Source organism: Serratia sp. MF1(2023) (assembly GCF_030954545.1).
GTDB classification, from domain to species: domain Bacteria; phylum Pseudomonadota; class Gammaproteobacteria; order Enterobacterales; family Enterobacteriaceae; genus Serratia; species Serratia sarumanii.
In genome coordinates, this window is the sequence record NZ_JAVHUX010000005.1 from 58000 (window position 1) to 80644 (window position 22645).

A 22645-nucleotide genomic window follows, 5' to 3' on the forward strand; every position below is an offset into this window, starting at 1 on the left:
GTGCGCCGCCACTGACTTTCGTATGGTATCCGATTGAAATACTTAGCCTCTTTTCGAACTACGCTGAAGATATCCCGCTATCTGTTCCGGGTACTGGCGATTTTGCTGTGGTCGTTGGGTGCGCTGCTCACCACCTTTTATATTCTGAATATCCTGCATCAGAAAGAATCGGACATCCGGCAGGAGTACAACCTCAACTTCGACCAGGCGCAGGGCTACATCCGTCACTCCGCTGACATCATTCGCGACATCAAGTATATGGCGGAAAATCGCCTCAACGGTTCGGTCAGCGGCCTGGACATGTTCAGCGGCGTGATCCCCGGCAAGGGCAGCCCGCCGCAATTCTTTCCGCTGTACCCGGAGTCCAACTGCGCGCTGAGCACCACCTATCGCAGTTCGCTCGATTCGCTGAGCGGCCTGATCCAGTATTGGAAAGAGAACTTCGTGGCGGCCTACGATCTCAACCGGGTGTTCTTCATCGGCGGCGACAGCCTGTGTATGGCGGAATTCGGCGGCGGCAACGCGAGCGCCAATCGGGAAAACATGCTGAAGTTGCTGCACGAGCGGATTCTGAAATACCGCAACGCCAAGAATCTCGACAAAGACAACAACCTGTATTGGATCAGCCCCAGCGCGCAGCGGCCGGACGTCGGTTATCTGTACGTGCTGACGCCTCTCTATATTGGCAACAAACTGGAGGCGTTGCTGGGCATCGAGCAAACCGTTCGGCTGGAAGATTTCGTTACCGCCGGCAACCTGCCGATCGGCGTCACGCTGCTGGATGAGAACAACGAGCCGGTGCTGCGCCTGGCGGATGGCGAACGCTATGCCGCTGCGCTCAACAGCTACCCCGAAGAGCATGCCTACTTCGGTTATGTCGACAATTACCGCGACCTGATCCTGAAGAAAGCGCTGCCGCCTTCTTCGCTGAGCATCGTCTATGCGCTGCCGGTGAAAAGCGTGGTGGAACGCTTCAAAATGCTGATCCTCAACGCGCTGTTGCTGAACCTGCTGTCGGCCATCGTGCTGTTCACGCTGGCGTGGCTGTTTGAGCGCAAGATGTTCCTGCCGGCGGAGGACAACGCGTTTCGCCTGGAAGAGCACGAGCAGTTCAACCGCAAGATCGTCGCTTCGGCGCCGGTGGGCATCTGTATCCTGCGCATCAGCGACGGCACCAATATTTTGAGTAACGAGCTGGCGCACAACTACATCAACCTGTTGACCCACGAAGATCGCGATCGCATAACGCGCATCATTTGCGAACAGCAGGCGAATTTCGTCGATGTGATGACCAGCAACAACAACAACCTGCAGATCAGCTTTGTCCATTCGCGCTACCGTAACGAAGAGGTGGCGATTTGCGTGTTGGTGGACGTCAGCGCGCGCGTGAAGATGGAAGAGTCGCTGCAGGAGATGGCGGCGGCGGCGGAGCAGGCCAGCCAGTCGAAATCGATGTTCCTGGCCACCGTCAGCCATGAGCTGCGCACGCCGCTGTACGGCATTATCGGCAACCTTGATCTGCTGCAAACCAAGGCGTTGCCGCAAGGGGTCGATCGGCTGGTCAATGCGATGAACAACTCTTCCGGCCTGCTGCTGAAAATCATCAGCGACATCCTCGATTTCTCCAAAATCGAGTCCGAGCAGTTGAAGATTGAACCGCGCGAGTTCTCCTGTCTGGAGGTGATCACCCATATCGCCGGCAACTATTTGCCGCTGGTGGTCAAGAAACGTCTGGGGCTGTACTGCTTTATCGAACAGAACGTGCCGGAGCGCATCTTCGGCGATCCGGTGCGGCTGCAGCAGGTGCTCTCCAACCTGGTGAACAACGCCATCAAGTTCACCGATACCGGCTGTATCGTGCTGCAGGTCTGCACCCGCGGCAGCTACCTGGAGTTCAGCGTGCGCGATACCGGCGTCGGCATCCCGGAGAAGGAGATTTCGCGCCTGTTCGATCCGTTCTTCCAGGTGGGGACCGGCGTGCAGCGTCATTTCCAGGGCACCGGCCTGGGATTGGCGATCTGCGAGAAATTGGTCAACCTGATGGACGGCGACGTCTCCGTCGAGTCCGAGCCGGGCCTGGGCAGCTTGTTCAGCATTCGCATTCCATTGTTTAACGCCCAGTTTTCGATCCCGCAGGCCAGCGATACCTGGCAGGGGCGTCGGCTGTGGCTGGATATCCGTAATCAGCGGCTGGAAAGCTACCTGATGGCGATCCTGGGCGGCTACGGCGCCGATATCCAGCGCTATGACGGGCAGGAGACCGCCGCGGGAGAGGTGCTGCTCAGCGATCATCCGCTGATGCTGGATGCGCCGCTGCTGGCTCAGATCCAATTCTCCACCGAGCATATTGGCCCATCACAGGAAACCCGGCCGGGCTATTGGATGCACAGCACCTCCACGCCGCGTGAAACGCTGACCTTGCTCAACCGGTTGTTCGGCGTCGGCAGCGGCGCGGCAGAGGCGCTGGTGCAGCTGCCGGTGCCCGCCAAGGCCAGCGCGGCGGACAACGGCGATATTCATCTGCTGGTGGTCGACGATCATCCGATCAACCGTCGCCTGTTGTCCGATCAGCTGGGATCGCTGGGATATCAGGTGGTGACCGCCAACGACGGCGTCGACGCGCTCGGCGTGCTGAAACAGCATCGCGTCGATATTGTGCTGACCGACGTCAATATGCCGAATATGGACGGTTATCGTCTGACGCAGGCGCTGCGGCAGATGCAGTTCAGCGCGCCGGTGATTGGCGTGACGGCGAACGCGCTGGCGGAAGAGAGGCAGCGTTGCCTCGAGGCGGGTATGGATAATTGCCTGTCGAAACCGGTCACGCTGGAGACGCTGGAACAGACGTTGGCTTACTACAGCCAGCAGGTGCGCTACAGCCGCAGCGAGGCTTGAAAAGCAAACAGGCACGGCGAATGCCGTGCCTGTTTGGCGTTAACCTGCCGTGAGTCAGGCTTTAGTCTTTGTCCAACGGCGTCATGCTGACGGAGGAGAGGTAGTTGAGCAGGGCGATGTCGTTCTCGACGCCCAGCTTCATCATCGCCGATTTCTTCTGGCTGCTGATGGTTTTGATGCTGCGGTTGAGCTTCTTGGCGATCTCGGTCACCAGGAAACCTTCGGCGAACAGGCGCAGCACTTCGCTCTCTTTCGGCGACAGGCGTTTGTCGCCATAGCCGCTGGCGCTGATCTTCTCCAGCAGTTTAGAGACGCTTTCCGGCGTGAACTTCTTGCCTTTCTGCAGGGCGGCCAGCGCCTTCGGCAGATCGGTAGGCGCGCCTTGTTTCAGCACGATGCCTTCGATATCCAGATCCAATACCGCGCTCAGGATCGCCGGGTTGTTGTTCATGGTCAGCACGATGATCGACAACTGCGGATAGTGACGCTTGATGTACTTAATCAGCGTGATGCCGTCGCCATACTTGTCACCCGGCATCGACAGATCGGTGATCAGCACGTTGGCGTCCAGCTTGGACAGATTGTTGATCAGTGCGGTTGAGTCTTCGAACTCCCCAACGACATTCACCCATTCAATTTGCTCAAGTGACTTCCGGATGCCAAACAGTACGATAGGATGGTCATCAGCAATAATTACGTTCAGGTTATTCATGTTGTTGGCTACCTTGCTTCAGCAGTCTGCTGACGAAAAAATCAATCTGACTGATGTTATTCTCGATCTCGGGCGCATCACCTTCTGCGATGCGCTGTTCTAACGATTCGCACAGCTGCTTGCCGGGAAGCAGATTTAACATGGCAAACACGCCTTTCAGGCGATGTGCGGTTTGTGACAGCGCATTGAAATCACTGCTGCCCGCCTCAGTATACAGTTTTTTGACATCGTCGGGTACTGTATCGACAAACAGCCCATAGTAATCACTTGATTTCAATTGTTTTTCATAGAGTTGGATATCTTCTGAACTCAATGAAAGCGGGCTTTCTTCCTGTTCCAGCGCGGCCATTTGCTGTTCGATCAGTATCAGCACGGCGTCGATTAATGCGCCGTTCAGGTTGTAGTTCACCCGAATGTAGCGTTTATCCAGCGCTTGCCAACCCGGCTCATCGGTCGCCAGCAGCAGGGTGTAATCATCGGCTCGCTGCGGGTTATCGGTCAGCAGCACGTCATAATCGCGATTGACCGCGCGATCGTCGGCGACGAGGCAGTCGGCGCCGTAGGCCTGCAGCAGACGGGTCACGATGCCGCGCACTTCATCCGACGTGACGTCCAGCAGGGCGGTGACGCCGTCGAGCAGTTTTTCCTGCTCCTGCGGCTCTTTTTTCTCCATCTCCATGGCTACGCGAATGGTGTAGCGAGTGCCGATATCCACCTTGCTGCGAATGTCCAACTGGCCGTTAAGCTTTTTGCACAGCTGATTGCACAGGAAGAAGGTGAGGCCGGAACCGTGGTTGAAGCGATCCACCAGCGTCTGGCTGAGGAACGGATAGTTGAGGTTGCTGATCTCTTCGTTGGAGATGCCGGAGCCGGTGTCGTTGATTTGGAAAATCAGGCGATCCGGGTGCTCGGGCTCATGGTCGACAACCAGGGAAATCTTGCCGCAGGCGGTGGTGATAATGGCGTAATGCACCAGCAGCGAGATCACCTTGCGCAGCGCGTTGGCGTCGCCGATATAGTTCTGCTCGACGTCCAGCTGGAAATGCTTAAACAGCGCCAGCCCCTTCTGATTGAGGGCGGGCAGGGCCTCCAACAGCAACTCGTCGATCATCGCCGTCGGGCTAAACGGCTCGCGCGAGGGTTGCCAGTCCTGGGTTTCCAGTCGGGTCAGCAGGGTGATGTTATCGATCAATTCCAGCACCGAAGCCGACGCCGCCGCCAGCTGGCCCAGCAGCGCCTGCTGCTGTTCCTCATCCGGCCGGCCGTGCAGACGATCGACCAGATCGTGCATCTGGCGCACCGGCTGATTCAGCTCAATGCCCAGGTTGTGCAGCATCAGCTTGCGCGCCTGAACGTTTTTGTCGTATTCGCGCCGTGCCTGCTGCAGCCGCTTGTTCACCATCACCTCTTTATCCTGATCGTGCATCAGGAACAGGTAGGTGTCCGGCGACAGCTGGCTGCGGAAGATGCGGATTTCATACACCTCGTTGTTGACCGTCGCCTGGATCACCCCGTGATGCTGTTCGGCCATATGGGCGATCTTTTGCAGACTGAGGTGCGGCAACAGGTGCTCGGCGATTTTATTGCTGGCGATCACCGCATTGTTGGCGAAGCTGTAGACCAGCAGGCCGGAAGGCAGGCTGGAGACGATTTCCTTATTCAGCGCGCGCTCGGCCTCCAGTTCCACCGCCATGTTTTCGCTCGGGCGAATGTACTGGCGGCGGATAAAGTAGATGCTCAGCATCGACAGCGCCAGCAGCAGCAAGTTGACCGCGATCAGCCAGATGTTGTTGCGCAGCAGGTCGATGGCCAGATTGATGGCCGAAACGCGATACACCACCTTCAGCGGCGCATTGGGCAGGGCGGCGCTGAACTCCACCCAGCCGCCGCTCATCGTCGCATGGGTGCCGAGGACGGTTTCCGCCGGGATGGTACTGTCGTCGAGATCGACATCGTCCGGCTGCAGCAGGAAATTGGCGCGGGCCAGATTGGCCGGAATGATGTCGTTGATCGGCAAGTCGAAGGCGATCACCGTCGCCAGATGCCCTGGCTGATTGAAAGTGGTGCGAATCGAGAACGAATAGGCGTTCTGGAAGCGCTGCTTGCGCAGATCGGAAAAGCTCTCGCGCTCGTCGAGCATATTGGCCTGCTGCAGCATCTCGGCGCGGCGTTCGTCCGCCGAGGTGGTCAGGTAGCTTTCCCGAAAGCGCGAAGCCAGCTCTTTGAGCGGCTGGGTGGTGATCAGGCTGAGGCTGTTGTCCTGACCATTGAGGTAATACATGGCGTAGTTTTCGGTCTTGGCGCCCCAGCGGGTGTCCAGGTAGTCCGAGATGTTGGCGATCATCGCCAGCGTGCTCTCGTCATGGCTGCCGAAGATCACCGCGTCGGTTTTCTTGTGCGGTTTCTCGATATAATAGACGTCGGGCCGCAGGCGGGTTTCCTGCAAACCGGGATCGACATTCTGCGCCGGCGCATTGCCGAATTTGTCATAGACCTGATAGGTCATATAGCGGTAGGTATCGATGCGCTTTTGCAGCGAACCGGCAATGCTGTTCAGCGCGTACTTCTTTTCCGCCAGCCAGGCATTGGTGTAGTTGTAGCCATACAGGCCGATGCCGATCGTCAGCAGCACGATAAACAGCAGGAAGCAGCGGGTAATGTTGCTGGAGCTGATGGTCAATTGTTTATTTTGCATAGTGGCTGCGCATTCCTGAATCAGCGAGTGACGGCCCTGGCGCTGGCGGTCACCGCCAACAGCAGAGCGGCTACGCAGGCGAAGGCCACCGTCAGGCTGGAAAACTGAGCGATGAAACCGATCAGCGCCGGGCCGGCCAGAATACCGGCATAGCCGACGGTGGTGACGGAGGCGATCGCCAAATTGGCCGGCATGTCGCGCTGGTTGCCTGCAGCGCTGAACAGGATCGGCACCACGTTCGAGGCCCCCAGGCCGACCAGCATGAAACCGACCAGCGACACGGTGGCGTGATTGAAGGCGATGGCCAGACTCAGGCCGAGAGCGGCGCACAGGCTGCCCAGCAGCAACACCCGGTAGCGGCCCAGTGAGTTCACTACCCGATCGCCATTGAGGCGACCGAGCGTCATGGTGATGGAAAACAGCGCATAGCCCAGACCTGCCTGGCTGTGTTCGACGCCGCGCAATGTGGTGAGGAACAGCGCGCTCCAGTCGAGCATCGATCCTTCCGCCAGGAACATGATGAAGCAAAGAATGCCGATGAACATCACCCAGCCGCGCGGCAAGACGAACATCGGCCCGCCGTCGTCGGCGCCGCTCTCACGCAGCAGATGGCGGCTGGCGAGCGCCAGCAGCACTATCACCGCCAGTACGGTAAGCAGGGTGGATTGCAGCGGCGTCAGCCCCAGCCACAGCAGCGCGCTGACGCCGCCGGCACCGGCAATGCCGCCGATGCTGAAGAAACCGTGAAAGCCGGACATCATCGCCTTGCCGCTGGCGCGTTCGACGATCACCGCCTGAACGTTCATCGCTACGTCGATCATGCCGATCGCCGCACCGAACAGCAGCAGCGCCACGGCCATGCCGCCGAGAGAGTCCATCAGCGCCAGCAGCGGCAGATCGATGCACAATCCCAGCCCCGCCATCAAGATCACCGCGCGGCAGCCCAATTTGCCGGTCAGGAAACCGGTCAGCGGCATCGCCAGCATGGAGCCGGCGCCGATACAGAGCAGCAACAGGCCGAGCGAGCCGTCGTCGATGCCGATGCGCGCTTTGGCGAAGGGGACCAGCGGCGCCCAGGCGGCCATGCCGAGACCGGCGACGAAAAAGGCCAGACGGGTGGCGATCTGTTGAGGAACGCCGGGCGTTTGCTGTTCATTGCACAAGGTGGCTGTCATGTAAGCGTCAGGATCTTGGGTCAAAAGAATGGTGAAAGTTACTGACAGTTTTTATCACAATCCGCGATCCGGGTCGAAAATATTCGTGCCTGACACATCCCTGGCGCCGCCTCTGCGCACCAGCCACAGCGCGATAGCCTGGACAATATAGTCCTTTTGCCGCTCGTCCAGTGTGACGCCCTGCGGTATGCCGTGCCACTTTTCCAGGCAGCCGCGGCAGCAGGTGGCGGTGGCGTGTTGGGCGACGAATACCGGGTGGCCACGCATCGGCGTTTGCTTGCCGTCGTTTTTAGGGTAGGCGGCGGCCAGGCGGCGATCGATAAAATCGCGGGCATGGCTGAGGATAAGGGGTAATCCCTTGCCCTCGAGATAAGCCTGGTCTTTGGCATTTAAACGGAAGCGAGCGCGGAAGGGGGAACTTTGCAGCCGCCGCCACAGCACGTCGGGTTGAAAGGGCATCATGAATTTTACTCGCTGAAGGTGCGCTTTTTTCAGATTACCAGAACTGAAACTCTGCGGCTAATTGTGCCTGCGGCGGGAAATAATCGGCAAGATAAAGCACGAAATGAAAAGCAAGCTCAATTTGTAGGCTAAAATAAGGAAAAAGATTAGCAATTAGTGCGGCGGTAAATTAGTGAAACTATATCACTGGGTTATTTATTTGCTTGCTATTTGTGCGAGTCGAAATTGTGAGGGGAGTATGGAGGGAAATAAAAAACCGGCCAGAAGCCGGTTAAAAGGAATGCAGAAATTATCTTCCGATAATGAAGGTAATAATGAAAATAATGATGATAGCGAAGTGATTATAGCGGCTGCGTGTGGGGAGAGTTTTGGCACAATGTGCTTATTGCCCGTCTCAATTGTATGGTTGGCTTTTTTTTCTTAAAGATATGTATAACTACATGATTTTTTATCAATTAATCTATTCTTTGTCTTTAAGTGCTTTATTTTGTTTGTCTGTAAGGTTTTGTGAAAGTTCGCGTGTATTTACATTTTGAAACCTTTATTAATTACACTGAAGCACTATCGGATACTTGGTATCATTTTCTTTCTGGATTAATATAACCCTTGTTACCAGAATGGTAATGCACAGTCGTGCTAATAATGCTCGAAAAGGGCAGTGGCCGTAGCTCGACATAATTAACGAGGATAATAACGATGAAACTTCGAGTACTCTCTCTGATGGTACCCGCACTGCTGGTTGCAGGCACAGCAGGCGCGGCGGAAATCTACAACAAAGACGGTAATAAACTGGATTTGTACGGTAAAGTCGACGGTCTTCACTATTTCTCCAGCAACAACGGCGTGGACGGCGATCAGTCTTATATGCGTTTTGGCCTGCGCGGCGAAACGCAAATCAGCGATCAGCTGACCGGGTACGGCCAGTGGGAATATCAGGCGAACCTGAACCACGCTGAAAACCAGGACAACAAGAACTTCACCCGTTACGGCTTCGCCGGTCTGAAATTCGGCGACTATGGCTCCTTCGACTACGGCCGTAACACCGGCGTGTTGTACGACGTCGCGGCGTATACCGACTTGCAGCCTGAGTTCGACGGTATGACCTACGGCGCCGACCAGTTCATGTTCCAGCGTTCCAGCGGCCTGGCGACCTACCGTAACAACGACTTCTTCGGTCTGGTTGACGGCCTGAACTTTGCCCTGCAGTACCAGGGTAAAAACGGCAACGGCGAAGAGACCAACAACGGTCGTGACGTCCTGGGCCAAAACGGCGAAGGTTACGGCATGTCCATGAGCTATGACATGGGCTACGGCATCAGCGCCGCGGGCGCCTTCTTCAACTCTCGCCGCACCAGCGAGCAGAACGGCGCTGGCGCGTACCGCAATATTATGGGCCGCGGCGACAAGGCGGAAGGTTACTCCGGCGGTCTGAAATATGACGCCAACGACGTTTACCTGGCGGTGATGTTCACCCAGTCCTACAACGCGGCGCGTTTCGGCAGTTCCGACAGCAGCGTTTATGGCTACGCCAACAAGGCGCAGAGCTTCGAAGCCTACGCGCACTACCAGTTCGACTTCGGTCTGCGTCCGTTCGTGGGCTATAACCAGACCAAAGGTAAAGACCTGGGCCGCGCCGGCAACGGCAAGGACTACGGCGATCAAGATCTGGTCAAATTCGTCGACCTGGGTGCGACCTACTTCTTCAACAAAAACATGTCTACCTATGTTGATTACAAAATCAACCTGGTGGACAACAACGATTTCACCGACGCTGCCGGCATCAACACCGACAACGTGGTTGCCGTGGGCCTGGTTTACCAGTTCTAAGCACCAGCGTGTGAATGACACAGCGCGGCCTTCGGGCCGCGTTTTTTTTGCCGGTAAAAAGCACGGATTGATCCGTTGTCGGCATGGGAAGCGCTTCGGATCGCCTCCGCTCGGCCTACGCTGTCAGTACAGCAAACAGAACGGAGGTGATATGGAACTCAAGATCGATAAGGTGATCGAAACGGTGCTGTACGTCAGCGACATTGAACGCGCGGACGCTTTTTACCGGCAGGTGCTGAAGCTGCCGGCAATGGTCGCCAATGAACGGTTTCGCGCCTATAACGTCGGCGATCGGAGCGTACTGTTGCTGTTTATCGAGGGCGATTCGCTGCGCGGGGCGCAGTATCCGACCGGGTTTATTCCCGCGCACGATGGCGTGGGGCCGGCGCATATCGGGCTGGCGGTGGCGAAAGAGCAACTGCCGCACTGGGAACGGCATCTGGTGGCCAACGGCGTGGAGATTGAGGGGCGAATGCGCTGGGAACACGGCGGGGAAAGCATTTATTTTCGCGATCCCGACGCCCACCTGCTGGAACTGGTGACGCCGGGCATCTGGGCCAATTACTGATCGAACCCGCCTAGCGCCAACATGTCCAACGCGGCATTCAGCACCTGCAGCGCGGCCTGCGGTTGCCGCTCTATCTGCACTCTGACGATGGCGCCGTCGATCAGCATCGCCAGCATTGCCGCCCGCTGTTCCCGCTGCGGCCCGGCGGGCAGGTGGCGCGCCAGTTCATACGCCATCTGCCGCTTATGCCGGCCGGCGATGTGCAGGCTTTCCGGCAGCAGATCGGCTATCTCCACCGCAGTATTGATAAACGCGCAGCCGCGAAAGCGCGGATCGTCGAACCATTCCGCCAGGCAGGGCGCCAGCGCCGGCAGCAACCCGCCGGTCTGCGCCACATGGCGGGCCAGTGATGTGCTGAACCAGCTGAGCCACTGCTGATGGCGATAGGTCAAAAACGCCGTAATCAAATCGTTCTTGCTGGGAAAGTGGCGGTAGAAGGTCACTTTGGTCACGCCAGATTCCTTGATGATGCGATCGATACCGGTGGCGCGGATCCCTTCTTGATAAAACAGATCGTGCGCCGTCAGCAGGATGCGCTGGCGGGCGGGCAAGGCGTTGAGATCGGCGGTCATCATTTTCTCCGGGGCTATTTTCGAATGATTGTAGACAACTCTGTCTACTTGCGCTAGCGTAAAGGTGTAGACAGAGTTGTCTACATGCCTTCACTCAGGAGATGAACATGAGCATTAAACCCCCATTGCCGCCTTTTACCCGCGAATCCGCCATCGAGAAGGTGCGGCTGGCGGAGGATGCCTGGAACAGTCGCGACCCCGAACGCGTATCGCAGGTGTATTCCCTCGATACCCACTGGCGTAACCGCGCGGAGTTTGTCGACGGGCGCGCGGCGGTGGTCGGCTTTTTGCAACGCAAATGGGCGAAAGAACTGGAGTATCGGCTGATTAAGGAGCTGTGGGCGTTTGACGGCGCGCGCATCGCGGTGCGTTTCGCCTATGAATGGCGCGACGATTCCGGCAACTGGTATCGCAGCTTCGGCAATGAAAACTGGGAGTTCAATCAGGAGGGGCTGATGATCAACCGCCATGCCTGCATCAACGACATGCCGATTCGCGAACAGGATCGGCGTTTTCATTGGCCGCTCGGCCGGCGCCCGGACGATATTCCAGCGCTGAGCGATTTCGGTTTTTGAATCTGCTGGCGCGCCGGCGATGGCCTCTTGAGTGCAAAAGCGCACCGATCGACAAAGGGGAATTTGTAGAAAAGCCTTCCCGCTTCTAGACTTAGGGAACAACAAATGCACTCCAAGAGGACAAGCTATGACGAAGAAGTTGGTTTTGGCCGTCGGCACCGCGGCGGTATTTTCCATTCTTGCCGGTTGCACCACCTATGATCGCGCAGCCAGTTATGTCAATGAGCCGGTGGTCAGCGATGTCAAAGTAGGGATGACCAAGCAGCAGGTGCGGGCTATCGCCGGTCCGCCGTCGACGTCCGCCACGCTGATCCATGCGCAGGGCACCTGCGACACCTATGCGGTGGCGCCGCGCGACGGCAAGGTGCAGACGTACTTTGTCAGCTACAACGACACGGGCCATGTCATGAACAAGGGCTATCAAACCTGTTCAGACTACGATTCCCAGCCGAAATAATCGCGTTTCGGCCGACCAAAAAAGCCTCGCTTGCGCGGGGCTTTTCATTTTTTAAGCGTTTAAGGCCTGAAGTTTAGGCAACTGCGCCGCCCATGCCATTTTTTTGCATCAAAACGATAGACATTTCATAACGGTATCGCTAATATCAGCGCCCATTGGAAGGATGGCCGAGTGGTTTAAGGCAACGGTCTTGAAAACCGTCGAGTGTAACAGCTCCCAGAGTTCGAATCTCTGTCCTTCCGCCAAATTCAGCCGGCTTAGCTCAGTAGGTAGAGCAACTGACTTGTAATCAGTAGGTCACCAGTTCGATTCCGGTAGCCGGCACCATGATAGAGGCCCCAGCAGCGATGCTGGGGCTTTTTGTTATGGATTTTTACTGGAAGCGCCACGAGAATGAATTTCTCAGGTGGCGTCGAAGTTAATCGATAAGCATGCCATCAGATTGAGTGTCGATAGGCAATTACTGAAGCGCGACGGCTTTCGTTTGGTTGCGGTTAATAAGCATTTTGCCGAGTTTGATGCCTGGTTTCTCGATAAAGTGATACAGCAACGTTGCAATACCATAAGTGAGCGGGAGAATGATTCCTGATGCAACAACGAACCGCATCACTGAAGAAAGTTCGGCAAATGATGTGTTTGAGAGCAAATAGGCCACGACCGGTAGAACTATCAATAGATGAAGCAAGTAAACTGAGTATGAGACATCTCCCAGAAATACGCTGAAACGGTTTGTCAGGCACCAACGTGGCAAGCGCAGCGCACGTGACCACTTACTCTCTTCACTACGAGTCCAAAGCATCATGATCATCATTAAGATCAGACCTATCTGAGCGAGCAAATGGTATTTATTCAATTCGTGTGGCAGATATGCGCTACCCAGTACGGTTAACAAAGCAAAAGCGACATATCGAACACTCTTTCTGCGGATTGATTCAGCCATTAGCATACCCGCGATAAATAAGTTCAGCTTTATTAGGATCATGGAAGGCATAGGGAACGCGGCAAAGTAGTCCGGTACTAAAAACTTGACGATTCCGCACAGCAAGACAATCGTGAGGCATGCTCTGGCAAATCCCAGTTTCAAGACTGTCAACATAATGAATGGGAAAAGAAAGTAGAACTGCATTTCCAATCCGATACTCCAGTCGGGGAGTACCGTATTGAAGGAATAATCAGGCAGAAAGCCAAATATAAAGGTGACGTGTGTGAGTACGTTCAAAAATGAATGGTCGCTATAGCGTGAACTGTTGGTTTGCGTTTCGCTGTAGAAATGGCCAATGATGTCTCTGGCTTCACCAAAGTAGCTACCGAATGCGATCGCCAGAACTAGTAAGACATAGTAAAGCGGCGCGATGCGGAAGAACCGTCGAGTCCAAAATTTTTTAAATGTCGATGAGTCGTTCCAGGGTTCTTTTGCCTTACGTTCAACATAATTTTTGGCCATCAGATAACCCGAAAGTAAAATGAAAAGATCTACACCGATTGCTGGATCAGAAAGAATGGGAGGGCGAAAGCTGGTTAGAATGCATATGTGGCCTAGAACAACCCAAAGTGAGGCCAAGCCGCGTAAACCTTCAAGTTCCTGTGACCACTTTTTAGCAGGTTGCATAAGGAGAAGCCCCTAAATAAATTTTCATCAATAATTCCAATGGGTTGGTGGTTATTTTAGATATTATAGCATGAGACCTCGCATGAGGTTAGCTGGTAAATTCTGAATGTAAACCATAGGGTTAAAAAGGTTTTTCGCTACCATAGGCCTCGAAATTATTCAATTGTGCGAGCGATAGTCGGCGGGGAGCACATATGAGCATTGCATACCTAACCGTAAGCCCTATGCTTTTTGAAAGTCTTTATTTCTCAGAAGGAGTGCAGGATAGTGTAGCCGTCAGATAAAAATGTCGCCATGCTGCCTTGTTCGTATAAACCAGCCTGCTGGTGCTAGGTTCGGGCTTGGCTATTAGTCTTGGGCTACGGTTGAGGCCGCTTATCAAATATCCGTGACCAGCCACTGATCCGCTTCTTCGAACATCTCTTCCAACATTCGGTTCAGCTTCTCACGATCACTTTTGCTGGCGTCGGAGTTCAGGCCGTTGGCCTGCATCGGCTTCACGCGCACGTCAGCTTCCGGGAACAGCGCATGCACGCGTTTTTCCAGCTCGTTGCGAATAATCTCGGCGGCGTTGGGTAACCCAGCGACGTTGCGTTTGTCGTATACCAATTCTACAAACATGTCTCACCTGTAAGTACTGATTTAATGTACAGTATTCTGGCCTGAGGAAGACCGGTTGGCAAGAGGGGGCGCGGAATTTTGCATGATGCGTTCATTCTTGCGCGGTGTGCGGTAAATCCTGCAGCTGAATCACCAATTCCGCCAGGCTGGCGGCCTGCATTTTCTCCATCACTTTTGCCCGGTGAACCTCCACGGTGCGCAGGGCGATATTCAACCGCTCAGCCATTTCCCTGTTCATCATGCCCCGCACCACCAGTTGCGCAATGTCGCGTTCTTTCGGCGTGAGCGTGCGGTAGCGGCCGCAAGTTTCATGGCGTTGCCAGGCCTCGGCGGCGACCTGCTGCGCCCGTTCGAGGGCGGCGATCAGCGGTTCAGCGGCGATCGGTTTTTGCAGGAAGTCCACCGCGCCGTACTTCATCTGCTCCACCGCCATCGGCACGTCGCCATGGCCGGACAGGAACACCACCGCCAGCGTGCTGCCGCGGCGGCGCAGCTCCCCGTAAACCTGGTGACCATCGAGCTTCGGCATCCGCATGTCCAGCAAGACGATCCCGGTCTGAAACAGGTCCGCCTGCGCCAGAAAATCGGCGCTGTCATTCCAGCATTGCACGCCGTGGCTGAGGCTGGTCAGCAAAAAATGGCAGGCGTCGGTGACGGCGACGTCATCATCCACCAGATAAATTAGCGACATGGTTTTCCTCGTTATCCAATATGAAATGCAGCGTTACGCACAGCCCGTTGCGGCTGTCGGGAGCCGGGCGGTTAGCCAGGCGGATTTCGCCGCCGCCATAGCGGGCCAGGCGCCGGCAAATGGCTAACCCCAGCCCCATGCCGCCGGCCTTGGTGGTGTTGAAGGGGCGAAAAGCCTGTTCCAGCCCGGCCGTTGTCATGCCGCCCGCGTTGTCCTGCAGATGCAACTCCATCGCCCGTTCGCTCTTGGCGGCGGAAAGCCAGACGGCATTGGCCCCGGCCTGCGCCGCATTCAGCAGCAGGTTCGCCAGCAACTGTTCCAGCAGCGCCGGCGGCAGGGTTAGCGTCAGCGAAGGCGCCACGTTATTGAACAACGTCAGGTCGGGATAGCGTTGCGTCAGGCGCAGCAGCGTCCACACCCGCTCGGCGGTTTCGCTTACCGCGGTGGGGCGCCAGCGCGTTTGGTCTATCGCCTCCGCGGTGGGCTGCACCCACTGGCGCAGGTTATGAATCGTCTCGCCGCCGCGCTGCGCCTGCCGGTCGATATTTTCCAGCGGCCCCAGCAGCGGATGCCCGGCGTCCGTGTTGCGCAGTTGGATCAGGCACCCCTGCGCATAGTGGCGAATGGCCGCCAGCGGCTGGTTGAGCTCGTGCGCGAAGCCGGAGGCCATCTCCCCCAGCACGTTCAGCTGCCTGGCGTTTTCCAGCGCCCGTTCCTGCCGCCGCAGTTGCTCGTCGGCGCGGAGCAGCTGTCGCCCGCGTCGGCGCACCAGCAGCGCGATCCAGATATGGTTGACGATCAACAGCGCCAGCAGCGCCAGCGACAGGCCGACGGCCGTCTGATGCTGGATCAGCCAGCTCTTGATATCCAGCCATAGCCGCCGCTGTTCCGGGTGCTGATTGACGGCGCGCAGCAGCGCTTCCACCTCGCTGGTTGAGGCCGGTGCGCCCCACAGGAAGGGAGACTGGGGCGGTGCGGTCAGCAAGGCTCTCGCCACCGCATCCACCAGTGAGTTATCCAGGCCGGGCAGGGCGGCGAACGACCAGTTGGGATAAAGCGGCGTGCTGGTGACGCAGGGAGCCGACGTGGCCTGTTGCAGCAGCGGGCGAAAATCCGCCGGGTTGATCAGGCCTTCCTTGCCCATTTTCTCCAGCAGGCAGACCGGGACGATGGCGGCCTGAATGGCGCGCTCGCGCAACAGATAGAGCAGGGCGTCGGCAGGGAAACCGGTAAAGCGCAGGTGAAAATCGCGCTCGGGCCGTATGCCAGCGTCGCTGAGCGCCTTATAGCCGGTCAGATAGCCGCCGAAGGCCTGCGGATCGATGGCGCCCACCGTTTTTCCCATCAGCGCCTGCGGCGTCGTAATGCCGCTGTCGCGCCGCACCAGAATCACGCTGCCGATGATGTTGCCCGTTGCCCGATCGCCGTTGGCGGCACGCAACGACGCCAGCCAGCGCAGATGATAGTGGCTGTTCAGCTGCACAAACTGCGCCGGATTAGTGACCACGAACTGCACGCTGCCCCGATTGACCGCTTCGCGCATCTGCGCCAGATCGAGCGGCCGCAGGCGGAAGCGTTCTCCGCCGACGCTGCCGTTGAGCCTGTCGATCAGCGGCTGCCAGTCACGCTCGGTCGCCGCATCGCCGCGCATCGCCAGCACGCCGACCGACCACTCGCCCGCCTGTGCCGCCATCCCCCAGCCGAGACTGAACAGCAGTAATAACACGACCCTCACGGCCCCTCCTGATGGGCAATTTGCCTGCCGCCACTTGTTTTAGATCAACGTTGGGTTCGGTATGTGGTTAACCACAATAGAGCTGAGCCCAATGTCATTTTTACACTGTAAATCATCGACATTGTTTATTCATCTAACGGGCATCAATAGCGTGATCGGGATGATGCCCAGGGCATGGGAGAGGCGCATGGATTTCGGTAAACGGCAGTTTTTGCAGCGGCTGGGCGTGTTGACGGCGGGGGCTTCGCTGATCCCCGTGGCGGAGGCCGGGCTGACGTTAGCGCCGACGCGGCGCGAGGGGGATGCCAGCCGCCGCTACGCGATGCTGATCGATCTGCGGCGCTGCGTCGGGTGCCAGGCCTGTACCGTCAGTTGCGCCATTGAAAACCAGACCCCGCACGGGGAGTTTCGCACTACGGTAAACCAGTACCAGGTCAGTCTCGAAGGCGAAGCGGTGGCGACCAACGTGCTGCTGCCCAGGCTGTGCAACCACTGCGACAACCCGCCCTGCGTACCGGTGTGCCCGGTGCAGGCCACCTTCCAGCGCGAGGACGGGATCGTGGTGGTCGACAACAAACGCTGCGTGGGTTGCGCCTATTGCGTGCAGGCCTGCCCGTACGATGCCCGTTTTATCAATCACGCCACCCAAACGGCGGACAAATGCACCTTCTGCGTACACCGGCTGGAGGCGGGATTGCTGCCGGCATGCGTGGAGTCGTGCGTGGGCGGGGCGCGGATCATCGGCGATATGCGCGATCCGCACAGCACGCTGAGCAAGCTGCTGCGGCGTCACGAGGCCGAGATCAAAGTCCTCAAGCCGGAGAACCAAACCGCGCCCCACGTGTTTTATCTGGGGCTGGATGACGCCTTCGTCACGCCGCTGCCGGGGCGGGCGCAGGTCGCCTTATGGGAGGAGGGACGATGAGCCGCCAACTGATGATCGCAGAGGTTTTGAGCCAACCGCAGGCGGTGAGCTGGCTGCCGTGGGCCGTGCAGTATTTCTTCTTTATTGGCATTGCCGCCTGCGCCGCGTTGCTGGCCTGCGTGTGGCGCTGGCGCGGTGGAGACAACGCCGCACATTTGGAGCGGGCGGCGCTGTTTATCGGGCTGACGTGCGCCATCACCGCGCCGCTGGCGTTGACCGCCGATCTGCATCAAACCGCCCGTTTCTGGCATTTTTACGCCTACCCGACGCCCTGGTCGTGGATGCCGTGGGGCGCGCTGTTCTTGCCGCTGTTTACCTTGCTGATCGGCCTGTGGTTTATCGCGATTGAATTTACGCGGCTGACGGGCAGACCGGTTGCGCTGCTGCGTGGGATCGCGCCCGCCTGCGCGCTGGTGGCTATCGGCCTGCTGTTGTACACCGGGCGCGAGGTTTCCGTCGTGCGCGCCCGCCCAATCTGGTTCAGCTACGCATTTCCGATCGTGATGTTCCTCAGCGCGCTGCAGGCGCTCTTGGCCCTGCTGCTGTTGGCGATGCGCAAACGACCCGGCCTGCAGGCGCCGCTGGCGCGCGGGATGCTGCTGACGCTGCTGCCGCTCGGCGGGGCGATCCTGCTGTGGGTATGCGGCGATACGCTATCCGGCGCGGCGGTACGCCACTGGCTGCAGACGCAGGCGACGGCGCGCCAGTATGCTGCTGGCTGGATCGCGCTGTGGGGGCTGGCGCTGGCGTGCGCCGCCTGGGCGGCCTATCGACGTTTGCCGCGCGGCGGCGCGCCGCTGCTGGTGGCCGGCGCGCTGGGGCTGAGCTGGCTGATGCGCTGGACGCTGTTGATCGAAGTGCAGACCATCCCGAAATACAACGCGTCTTATTCCCCCTATAGCCTGCCGCTTGGTACCGATGGCTTGCTGGCGATCGTCGGCACCTTCGGGCTGTGGCTGGCGTTAATGATCATGGTGCGTGAAGCACAGGCGTTTTTACTGCGGAGAAAACAACATGGCTAAACTCACCCGGCGTCAGTGGTTGAAAGTGGGCCTGGCCTTCGGCGGGCTGTCCGCTTTCGGCCTGAGCTATCGCGAGGTCGCCAAACGGGCGATCGACGGCTTGATTCACGGCACCTCAGGGCGCGTGACTCTGGATCGCATCAACGGCAACTCTCTGCAGCCCGAAGGGCGGGCTATGCCGGAATGGCAAGGCAATCCGCAGCAGGCCATCTCGATGACCCAGTGCTTCGGTTGCTGGACGCAATGCGGCGTGCGGGTGCGGGTGGACAGGCAGACCGACCGGGTACTGCGTATCGCCGGCAACCCGTATCATCCGCTGTCTCAGGAGCGGCACCTCGATTCTGCGTTGCCGCTGCAGGACGCGTTGGCGCAGCTGGGCGGGGAGAGCGGCCTCGACGCCCGTTCCACCGCCTGCGCGCGGGGCGCTACGCTGCTGGAGGGGCTTTACAGCCCGCTGCGCGTGCTGGAGCCAATGAAACGCGTCGGCAAACGCGGCGAGGGCAAGTGGCAGCGCATCAGCTTTGAACAGTTGATCGCCGAAGTGGTGGAGGGCGGCGATCTGTTCGGCGAGGGGCATGTGGACGGCCTGCGGGCGATCCGCGATCTGGAAACGCCGATCGATGCCCGACAGCCGGGGCTGGGGCCGAAAGCCAACCAGCTGCTGGTGACCAACGCCGGTGATGACGGGCGCGACAGCTTCCTGCGACGCTTCGCCCAGAACAGCTTCGGCAGCAAAAATTTCGGCGCACACGGCGCTTACTGCGGGCTGGCCTACCGCGCCGGCTCCGGCGCGTTGATGAACGATCTGGACAAGAATCCGCACGTGAAACCGGACTGGGAACAGGTCGAATTCGCGCTGTTTATGGGCACCTCGCCGGCGCAGTCCGGCAACCCGTTCAAGCGTCAGGCCCGGCAGTTGGCCAGCGCCAGATTGCGCAGCGAATTCCGTTACGCGGTAGTGGCGCCGGCGCTGCCGTTGACCACCACGCTGGCGGACGATCATGGCCATTGGATCCCGATACTGCCGGGCACCGACTCGGCGCTGGCGATGGCGATGATTCGTTGGATCCTCGACAATCGGCGTTATCAGGCCGGTTATCTCGCCATCCCGTCGGAGGCCGCCATGCAACGCGCCGGCGAGAAGAGCTGGACCAACGCCACGCATCTGGTGATCGCCGAGAGCGAGCACCCGTTGGCGGGGCAGCATCTGACGCTGGCCCATCTGAACGGCGCCGAGTCGGCGTCGCCGCTGGTGGTCAACGGCGCGGGGGAACTGGTGGCGGCCGAGACGTGCGACAGCGCCGAGCTGTGGGTAACCCGCACGGTGACGCTGCACGACGGCGCGCAGGTGGCGGTGAAAAGCGGCTTTCAGTGTCTGAAAGAGGCGGCCGACAAGCTGTCGCCGGAAGCCTACAGCCGGGAATGCGGCGTACCGGTGGCGCGCATCGCGGCGCTGGCCGAGGCCTTTACCGCCCACGGGCGCAAGGCGGCGGTGATCGCCCATGGCGGGATGATGGCGGCGAACGGGTTTTACAATACTTGGTCGGTGATGATGCTCAACGTGTTGATCGGTAACCTGAGCCTGGCGGGCGGGGTGTTCGTCGGCGGCGGCAAATTCAACGGTTTCGCCGAGGGGCCGCGCTATAACCTGGTCGAGTTTCCCGGCCTGGTAAAACCGAAGGGGTTGAATATCGCGCGCAGCAAGGCCGCCTATGAAACCTCCGACGAATACCGCGAAAAAGTGGCGGCGGGCGTTTCGCCCTGGCCGGCCAGGGCGCCCTGGTATCCGTTCGTCGCCGGGCAGTTGACCGAGCTGCTGACGTCGGCGCTGGCGGGATATCCGTACGGGCTGAAAGCCTGGATCTCGAACATGACCAACCCCCTGTACGGTATCGCCGGGTTGCGCGGCGTGGCGGAAGAGCGGCTGAAAGATCCGGCGCGTTTGCCGCTGTTTATCGCCATCGATGCGTTTATCAACGAAACGACGGCATTGGCCGACTATATCGTCCCGGATACCCATAACTTTGAGAGCTGGGGATTCAGCGCCCCCTGGGGCGGCGTCGCCAGCAAGGCCACCACTGCGCGCTGGCCGATAGTGACGCCGGCGACCGCGAAAACGGCGCAAGGGCAGCCGATCTCCATGGAGGCGTTTTGCATCGCCGTCGCCAAACGCCTGGCGCTGCCGGGGTTCGGCGATCGCGCTATCGGCGACGGCCGGGGCGGGCTGCTGCCGCTCAACCGCGCCGAGGATTATTATCTGCGCGCCGCCGCCAACGTGGCGTTTGCCGGCAAGGCGCTGGTGCCGGCCGTGAGGGAGGAAGAGCTGGCGCTGAGCGGCGTCGATCGCTTGTTGCCGCAGCTTGCGCAGACGCTGCGCGCCGATGAGATCGGCCGCGTGGCGTTTATCTACAGCCGCGGCGGCCGCTTCGCCGGTCATGACAGCGGCCGCCGCGACGGCAGCGTGGGCAACCGCTGGGAGAAGCCGCTGCAGATCTGGAATGCGGAAGTGGCGAAGCACCGGCATGCGATTACCGGCGAGCGTTTCAGCGGCTGCCCAACCTGCTACCCGGCGCGTTTGTCTGACGGCCGTGCGGTGGAAGAACTCTACCCTGAGCGGCAGTGGCCGCTGCGGCTGATGTCCTTCAAATCCAATGTGATGAGCAGCTCCACCGCGGTGATCCGGCGCCTGCATGACGTGAAGCCGGTGAACCTGGTGGCGCTGAACCCGGCGGACGGGGCGCGTTTCGGCATTCAACACGGTGATTGGGTGAGCATCAGCACCCCGGGCGGCAGCCGGGAGGCGCAGATCAGTCTGCTGGCGGGGGTGATGCCCGGCGTGATCGCGGTGGAACACGGCTACGGCCACCGGGAGATGGGCGCCAGCCAGCACTACCTGGACGGCGAGCCGCTGGCGATGGATAAGCGCATTGCCGCCGGCATCAATCTCAACGATCTGGGGTTTGCCGATCCGACGCGCGAAGTGCCGAACACCTGGCTGGACTGGGTGACCGGTGCGGCGGTGCGCCAGGGGATTCCTGCGACCATCGTCAAGCTTTCCGCGTAAACGAAGGACGAAAAAAAACCTGCTGTAACAGCAGGTTTACGGCGCTGGGGTTTTAAGCCTGCGTAAGCAGCTGCAAAAAGCGGCTCAGTGCGGCAAAAGGCGGCTCGCTGTTGCGCCAGAAGACGCCCACACTGCCTTTTTGCTCAATCTTCGGCAGATTCAGGATCGCCAGCTGCCCCTGACTGGCATAACGCTGCGCCAGCCGTAGAGAAAGAATGGAGATCATATCGCTGCTTTGCAGTAGGTTGGTACTGACGTTCATTGATGCCGATTCAACCGTATTTTCAGGCAGCATCACGCCGTTATCTGCCAGCGCATTATCAATGCTGAGGCGGATGGGCGTGCCGGTCGGCCAGACAATCCAGCGCCAGTGGGTGAGATCGTGCCAGGTGAGGGTGGCGGATTTTGCCAGCGGGTGGTGAGGGCGGGCAACAAAACACACCGGTTCGGTGTAGAGCACTTGATAGTTGAGCGGCAGTTGCAGCGCCCGCCCGCCAACGCGGCCCACGACGACGTCCACCGCGCCCGCGATCAGATCGTGCAGCAGCGGGGTCATTACTTTTTCCTCAATATTGAGATGAAGCGTCGGCATTTCCTGCAGTAGGCTCAATATGGCCTGTGAAACGCAGTCGGTGGCGACCGGTGAGCAGCCGATTTTCAGGCTTCCCACTAGCCCGCCTTGTTTAAAGCGGGCGATTTCAGACTGCGAACGTTCCAGGTCATTGATCAAACGCTGCGCATGCTGAAGCAGCAGTTTCCCCCCTTCGGAAGGGCGCAGCCCTTTGCTATGCCGCTCAAACAGTGTGATCCCAATCTCATCTTCGAGCTGCGATAACCATTTTGACAGAGCAGGTTGGGAGATGTTCATCATCCGGGCAACGTGGGTCAGATTTCCCTGTTCACCCAACGCCACCAACATTTGCAGATGGTGCAGTTTCATTTTCTGAGCCCAGTTCGCCATTTGTTATAACTCTCAGGTTATGTCTCTGTCTGAAAAGCCATTGTACATTTTATCGCTAAGAATACAAATTCATAACATA

Annotated in this window: 19 protein-coding genes and 2 tRNA genes; 11 read left to right on the forward strand and 10 right to left on the reverse strand. The window is 58.6% G+C overall.

The features are described 5' to 3' along the window. Positions 1 to 33 precede the first annotated feature (33 nt). Entirely contained in the window at positions 34 to 2895 is a 2862-nt protein-coding gene (rcsC, locus tag REA38_RS01715) for a two-component system sensor histidine kinase RcsC (RefSeq protein ID WP_308884742.1), read from the forward strand. Between the two features lie 61 nt (positions 2896 to 2956). On the opposite strand, the gene rcsB is transcribed toward rcsC, so the two are convergent. From rcsB to REA38_RS01735, 4 genes are read right to left on the reverse strand one after another with little or no spacing between them, the layout of a single operon-like run. Next, positions 2957 to 3607, reverse strand: a complete 651-nt coding sequence (gene rcsB, locus REA38_RS01720) for a response regulator transcription factor RcsB (RefSeq protein ID WP_004935900.1) — start codon at positions 3605 to 3607, stop codon at positions 2957 to 2959. After that, positions 3600 to 6302 carry a phosphotransferase RcsD gene (gene rcsD / locus REA38_RS01725; protein WP_308884743.1) on the reverse strand — a complete coding sequence of 901 codons (2703 nt, stop codon included), beginning with the start codon at positions 6300 to 6302 and terminating at the stop codon, positions 3600 to 3602. The genes rcsB and rcsD overlap by 8 nt, the downstream gene beginning before the upstream one ends. Before the next feature lie 20 nt (positions 6303 to 6322). Continuing rightward, positions 6323 to 7477: an MFS transporter gene (locus REA38_RS01730; protein WP_033653783.1), complete on the reverse strand. Its 1155-nt coding sequence runs from the start codon at positions 7475 to 7477 to the stop codon at positions 6323 to 6325. Between the two features lie 54 nt (positions 7478 to 7531). Continuing rightward, the gene (locus REA38_RS01735) at positions 7532 to 7939 is read right to left on the reverse strand and encodes a DUF4186 domain-containing protein (RefSeq protein ID WP_308884746.1); all 408 of its coding nucleotides are present in this window, start codon (positions 7937 to 7939) and stop codon (positions 7532 to 7534) included. A 238-nt stretch (positions 7940 to 8177) separates the two neighbouring features. Between REA38_RS01735 and REA38_RS01740 the strand changes: the two genes are divergently transcribed. The 3 genes from REA38_RS01740 (at position 8178) to REA38_RS01750 (ending at position 10334) form a co-directional block, all read left to right on the forward strand. Then, complete coding sequence (locus REA38_RS01740; protein WP_140367559.1) at positions 8178 to 8363, forward strand: hypothetical protein; 186 nt, start codon at positions 8178 to 8180, stop codon at positions 8361 to 8363. 272 nt (positions 8364 to 8635) lie between these two features. Next, entirely contained in the window at positions 8636 to 9766 is a 1131-nt protein-coding gene (ompC, locus tag REA38_RS01745; protein ID WP_033635297.1) for a porin OmpC, read from the forward strand. Between the two features lie 151 nt (positions 9767 to 9917). After that, on the forward strand, positions 9918 to 10334 hold the full coding sequence (locus REA38_RS01750) for a VOC family protein (RefSeq protein WP_033635296.1): 417 nt from the start codon (positions 9918 to 9920) through the stop codon (positions 10332 to 10334). On the opposite strand, the gene REA38_RS01755 is transcribed toward REA38_RS01750, so the two are convergent. Continuing rightward, positions 10328 to 10906 carry a TetR/AcrR family transcriptional regulator gene (locus tag REA38_RS01755; protein WP_049213514.1) on the reverse strand — a complete coding sequence of 193 codons (579 nt, stop codon included), beginning with the start codon at positions 10904 to 10906 and terminating at the stop codon, positions 10328 to 10330. The genes REA38_RS01750 and REA38_RS01755 overlap by 7 nt on opposite strands. Before the next feature lie 107 nt (positions 10907 to 11013). On the opposite strand from REA38_RS01755, the gene REA38_RS01760 reads away from it, so the two are divergent. The 4 genes from REA38_RS01760 to REA38_RS01775 all read left to right on the forward strand — a co-directional run bounded on the left by REA38_RS01760 (position 11014) and on the right by REA38_RS01775 (position 12265). Beyond that, positions 11014 to 11481 carry a nuclear transport factor 2 family protein gene (locus tag REA38_RS01760; protein WP_049195938.1) on the forward strand — a complete coding sequence of 156 codons (468 nt, stop codon included), beginning with the start codon at positions 11014 to 11016 and terminating at the stop codon, positions 11479 to 11481. A 127-nt stretch (positions 11482 to 11608) separates the two neighbouring features. Further along, entirely contained in the window at positions 11609 to 11938 is a 330-nt protein-coding gene (gene osmE, locus REA38_RS01765; protein ID WP_033635291.1) for an osmotically-inducible lipoprotein OsmE, read from the forward strand. A gap of 157 nt (positions 11939 to 12095) precedes the next feature. Continuing rightward, positions 12096 to 12183: transfer RNA gene (locus tag REA38_RS01770), tRNA-Ser, on the forward strand. Positions 12184 to 12189: 6 nt separating this feature from the next. Then, a tRNA-Thr gene (locus REA38_RS01775) sits at positions 12190 to 12265 on the forward strand. 133 nt (positions 12266 to 12398) lie between these two features. Here REA38_RS01775 and REA38_RS01780 read toward each other — a convergent pair. From REA38_RS01780 to ttrS, 4 genes are all read right to left on the reverse strand, one after another. Then, positions 12399 to 13547: an acyltransferase gene (locus tag REA38_RS01780; RefSeq protein WP_094859987.1), complete on the reverse strand. Its 1149-nt coding sequence runs from the start codon at positions 13545 to 13547 to the stop codon at positions 12399 to 12401. A gap of 378 nt (positions 13548 to 13925) precedes the next feature. Beyond that, complete coding sequence (locus tag REA38_RS01785; RefSeq protein ID WP_004935803.1) at positions 13926 to 14168, reverse strand: DinI family protein; 243 nt, start codon at positions 14166 to 14168, stop codon at positions 13926 to 13928. Positions 14169 to 14259: 91 nt separating this feature from the next. After that, positions 14260 to 14859 carry a tetrathionate respiration response regulator TtrR gene (ttrR, locus tag REA38_RS01790; RefSeq protein WP_308884751.1) on the reverse strand — a complete coding sequence of 200 codons (600 nt, stop codon included), beginning with the start codon at positions 14857 to 14859 and terminating at the stop codon, positions 14260 to 14262. Then, on the reverse strand, positions 14834 to 16552 hold the full coding sequence (gene ttrS, locus REA38_RS01795) for a tetrathionate respiration histidine kinase TtrS (protein ID WP_308884772.1): 1719 nt from the start codon (positions 16550 to 16552) through the stop codon (positions 14834 to 14836). The genes ttrR and ttrS overlap by 26 nt, the downstream gene beginning before the upstream one ends. A 229-nt stretch (positions 16553 to 16781) precedes the next feature. On the opposite strand from ttrS, the gene ttrB reads away from it, so the two are divergent. The 3 genes from ttrB to ttrA are packed head-to-tail and all read left to right on the forward strand — an operon-like array spanning position 16782 to position 21605. Next, positions 16782 to 17519, forward strand: a complete 738-nt coding sequence (gene ttrB, locus REA38_RS01800; protein ID WP_308884753.1) for a tetrathionate reductase subunit TtrB — start codon at positions 16782 to 16784, stop codon at positions 17517 to 17519. Then, the gene (ttrC, locus tag REA38_RS01805; RefSeq protein WP_033635288.1) at positions 17516 to 18541 is read left to right on the forward strand and encodes a tetrathionate reductase subunit TtrC; all 1026 of its coding nucleotides are present in this window, start codon (positions 17516 to 17518) and stop codon (positions 18539 to 18541) included. The genes ttrB and ttrC overlap by 4 nt, the downstream gene beginning before the upstream one ends. Further along, entirely contained in the window at positions 18534 to 21605 is a 3072-nt protein-coding gene (gene ttrA, locus REA38_RS01810; protein ID WP_308884756.1) for a tetrathionate reductase subunit TtrA, read from the forward strand. Before ttrC ends, ttrA begins: the two co-directional genes overlap by 8 nt. 52 nt (positions 21606 to 21657) lie before the next feature. On the opposite strand, the gene REA38_RS01815 is transcribed toward ttrA, so the two are convergent. Continuing rightward, positions 21658 to 22566, reverse strand: coding sequence for a LysR family transcriptional regulator (locus REA38_RS01815; RefSeq protein WP_041035991.1), 909 nt, complete (start codon positions 22564 to 22566; stop codon positions 21658 to 21660). Positions 22567 to 22645 lie beyond the last annotated feature (79 nt).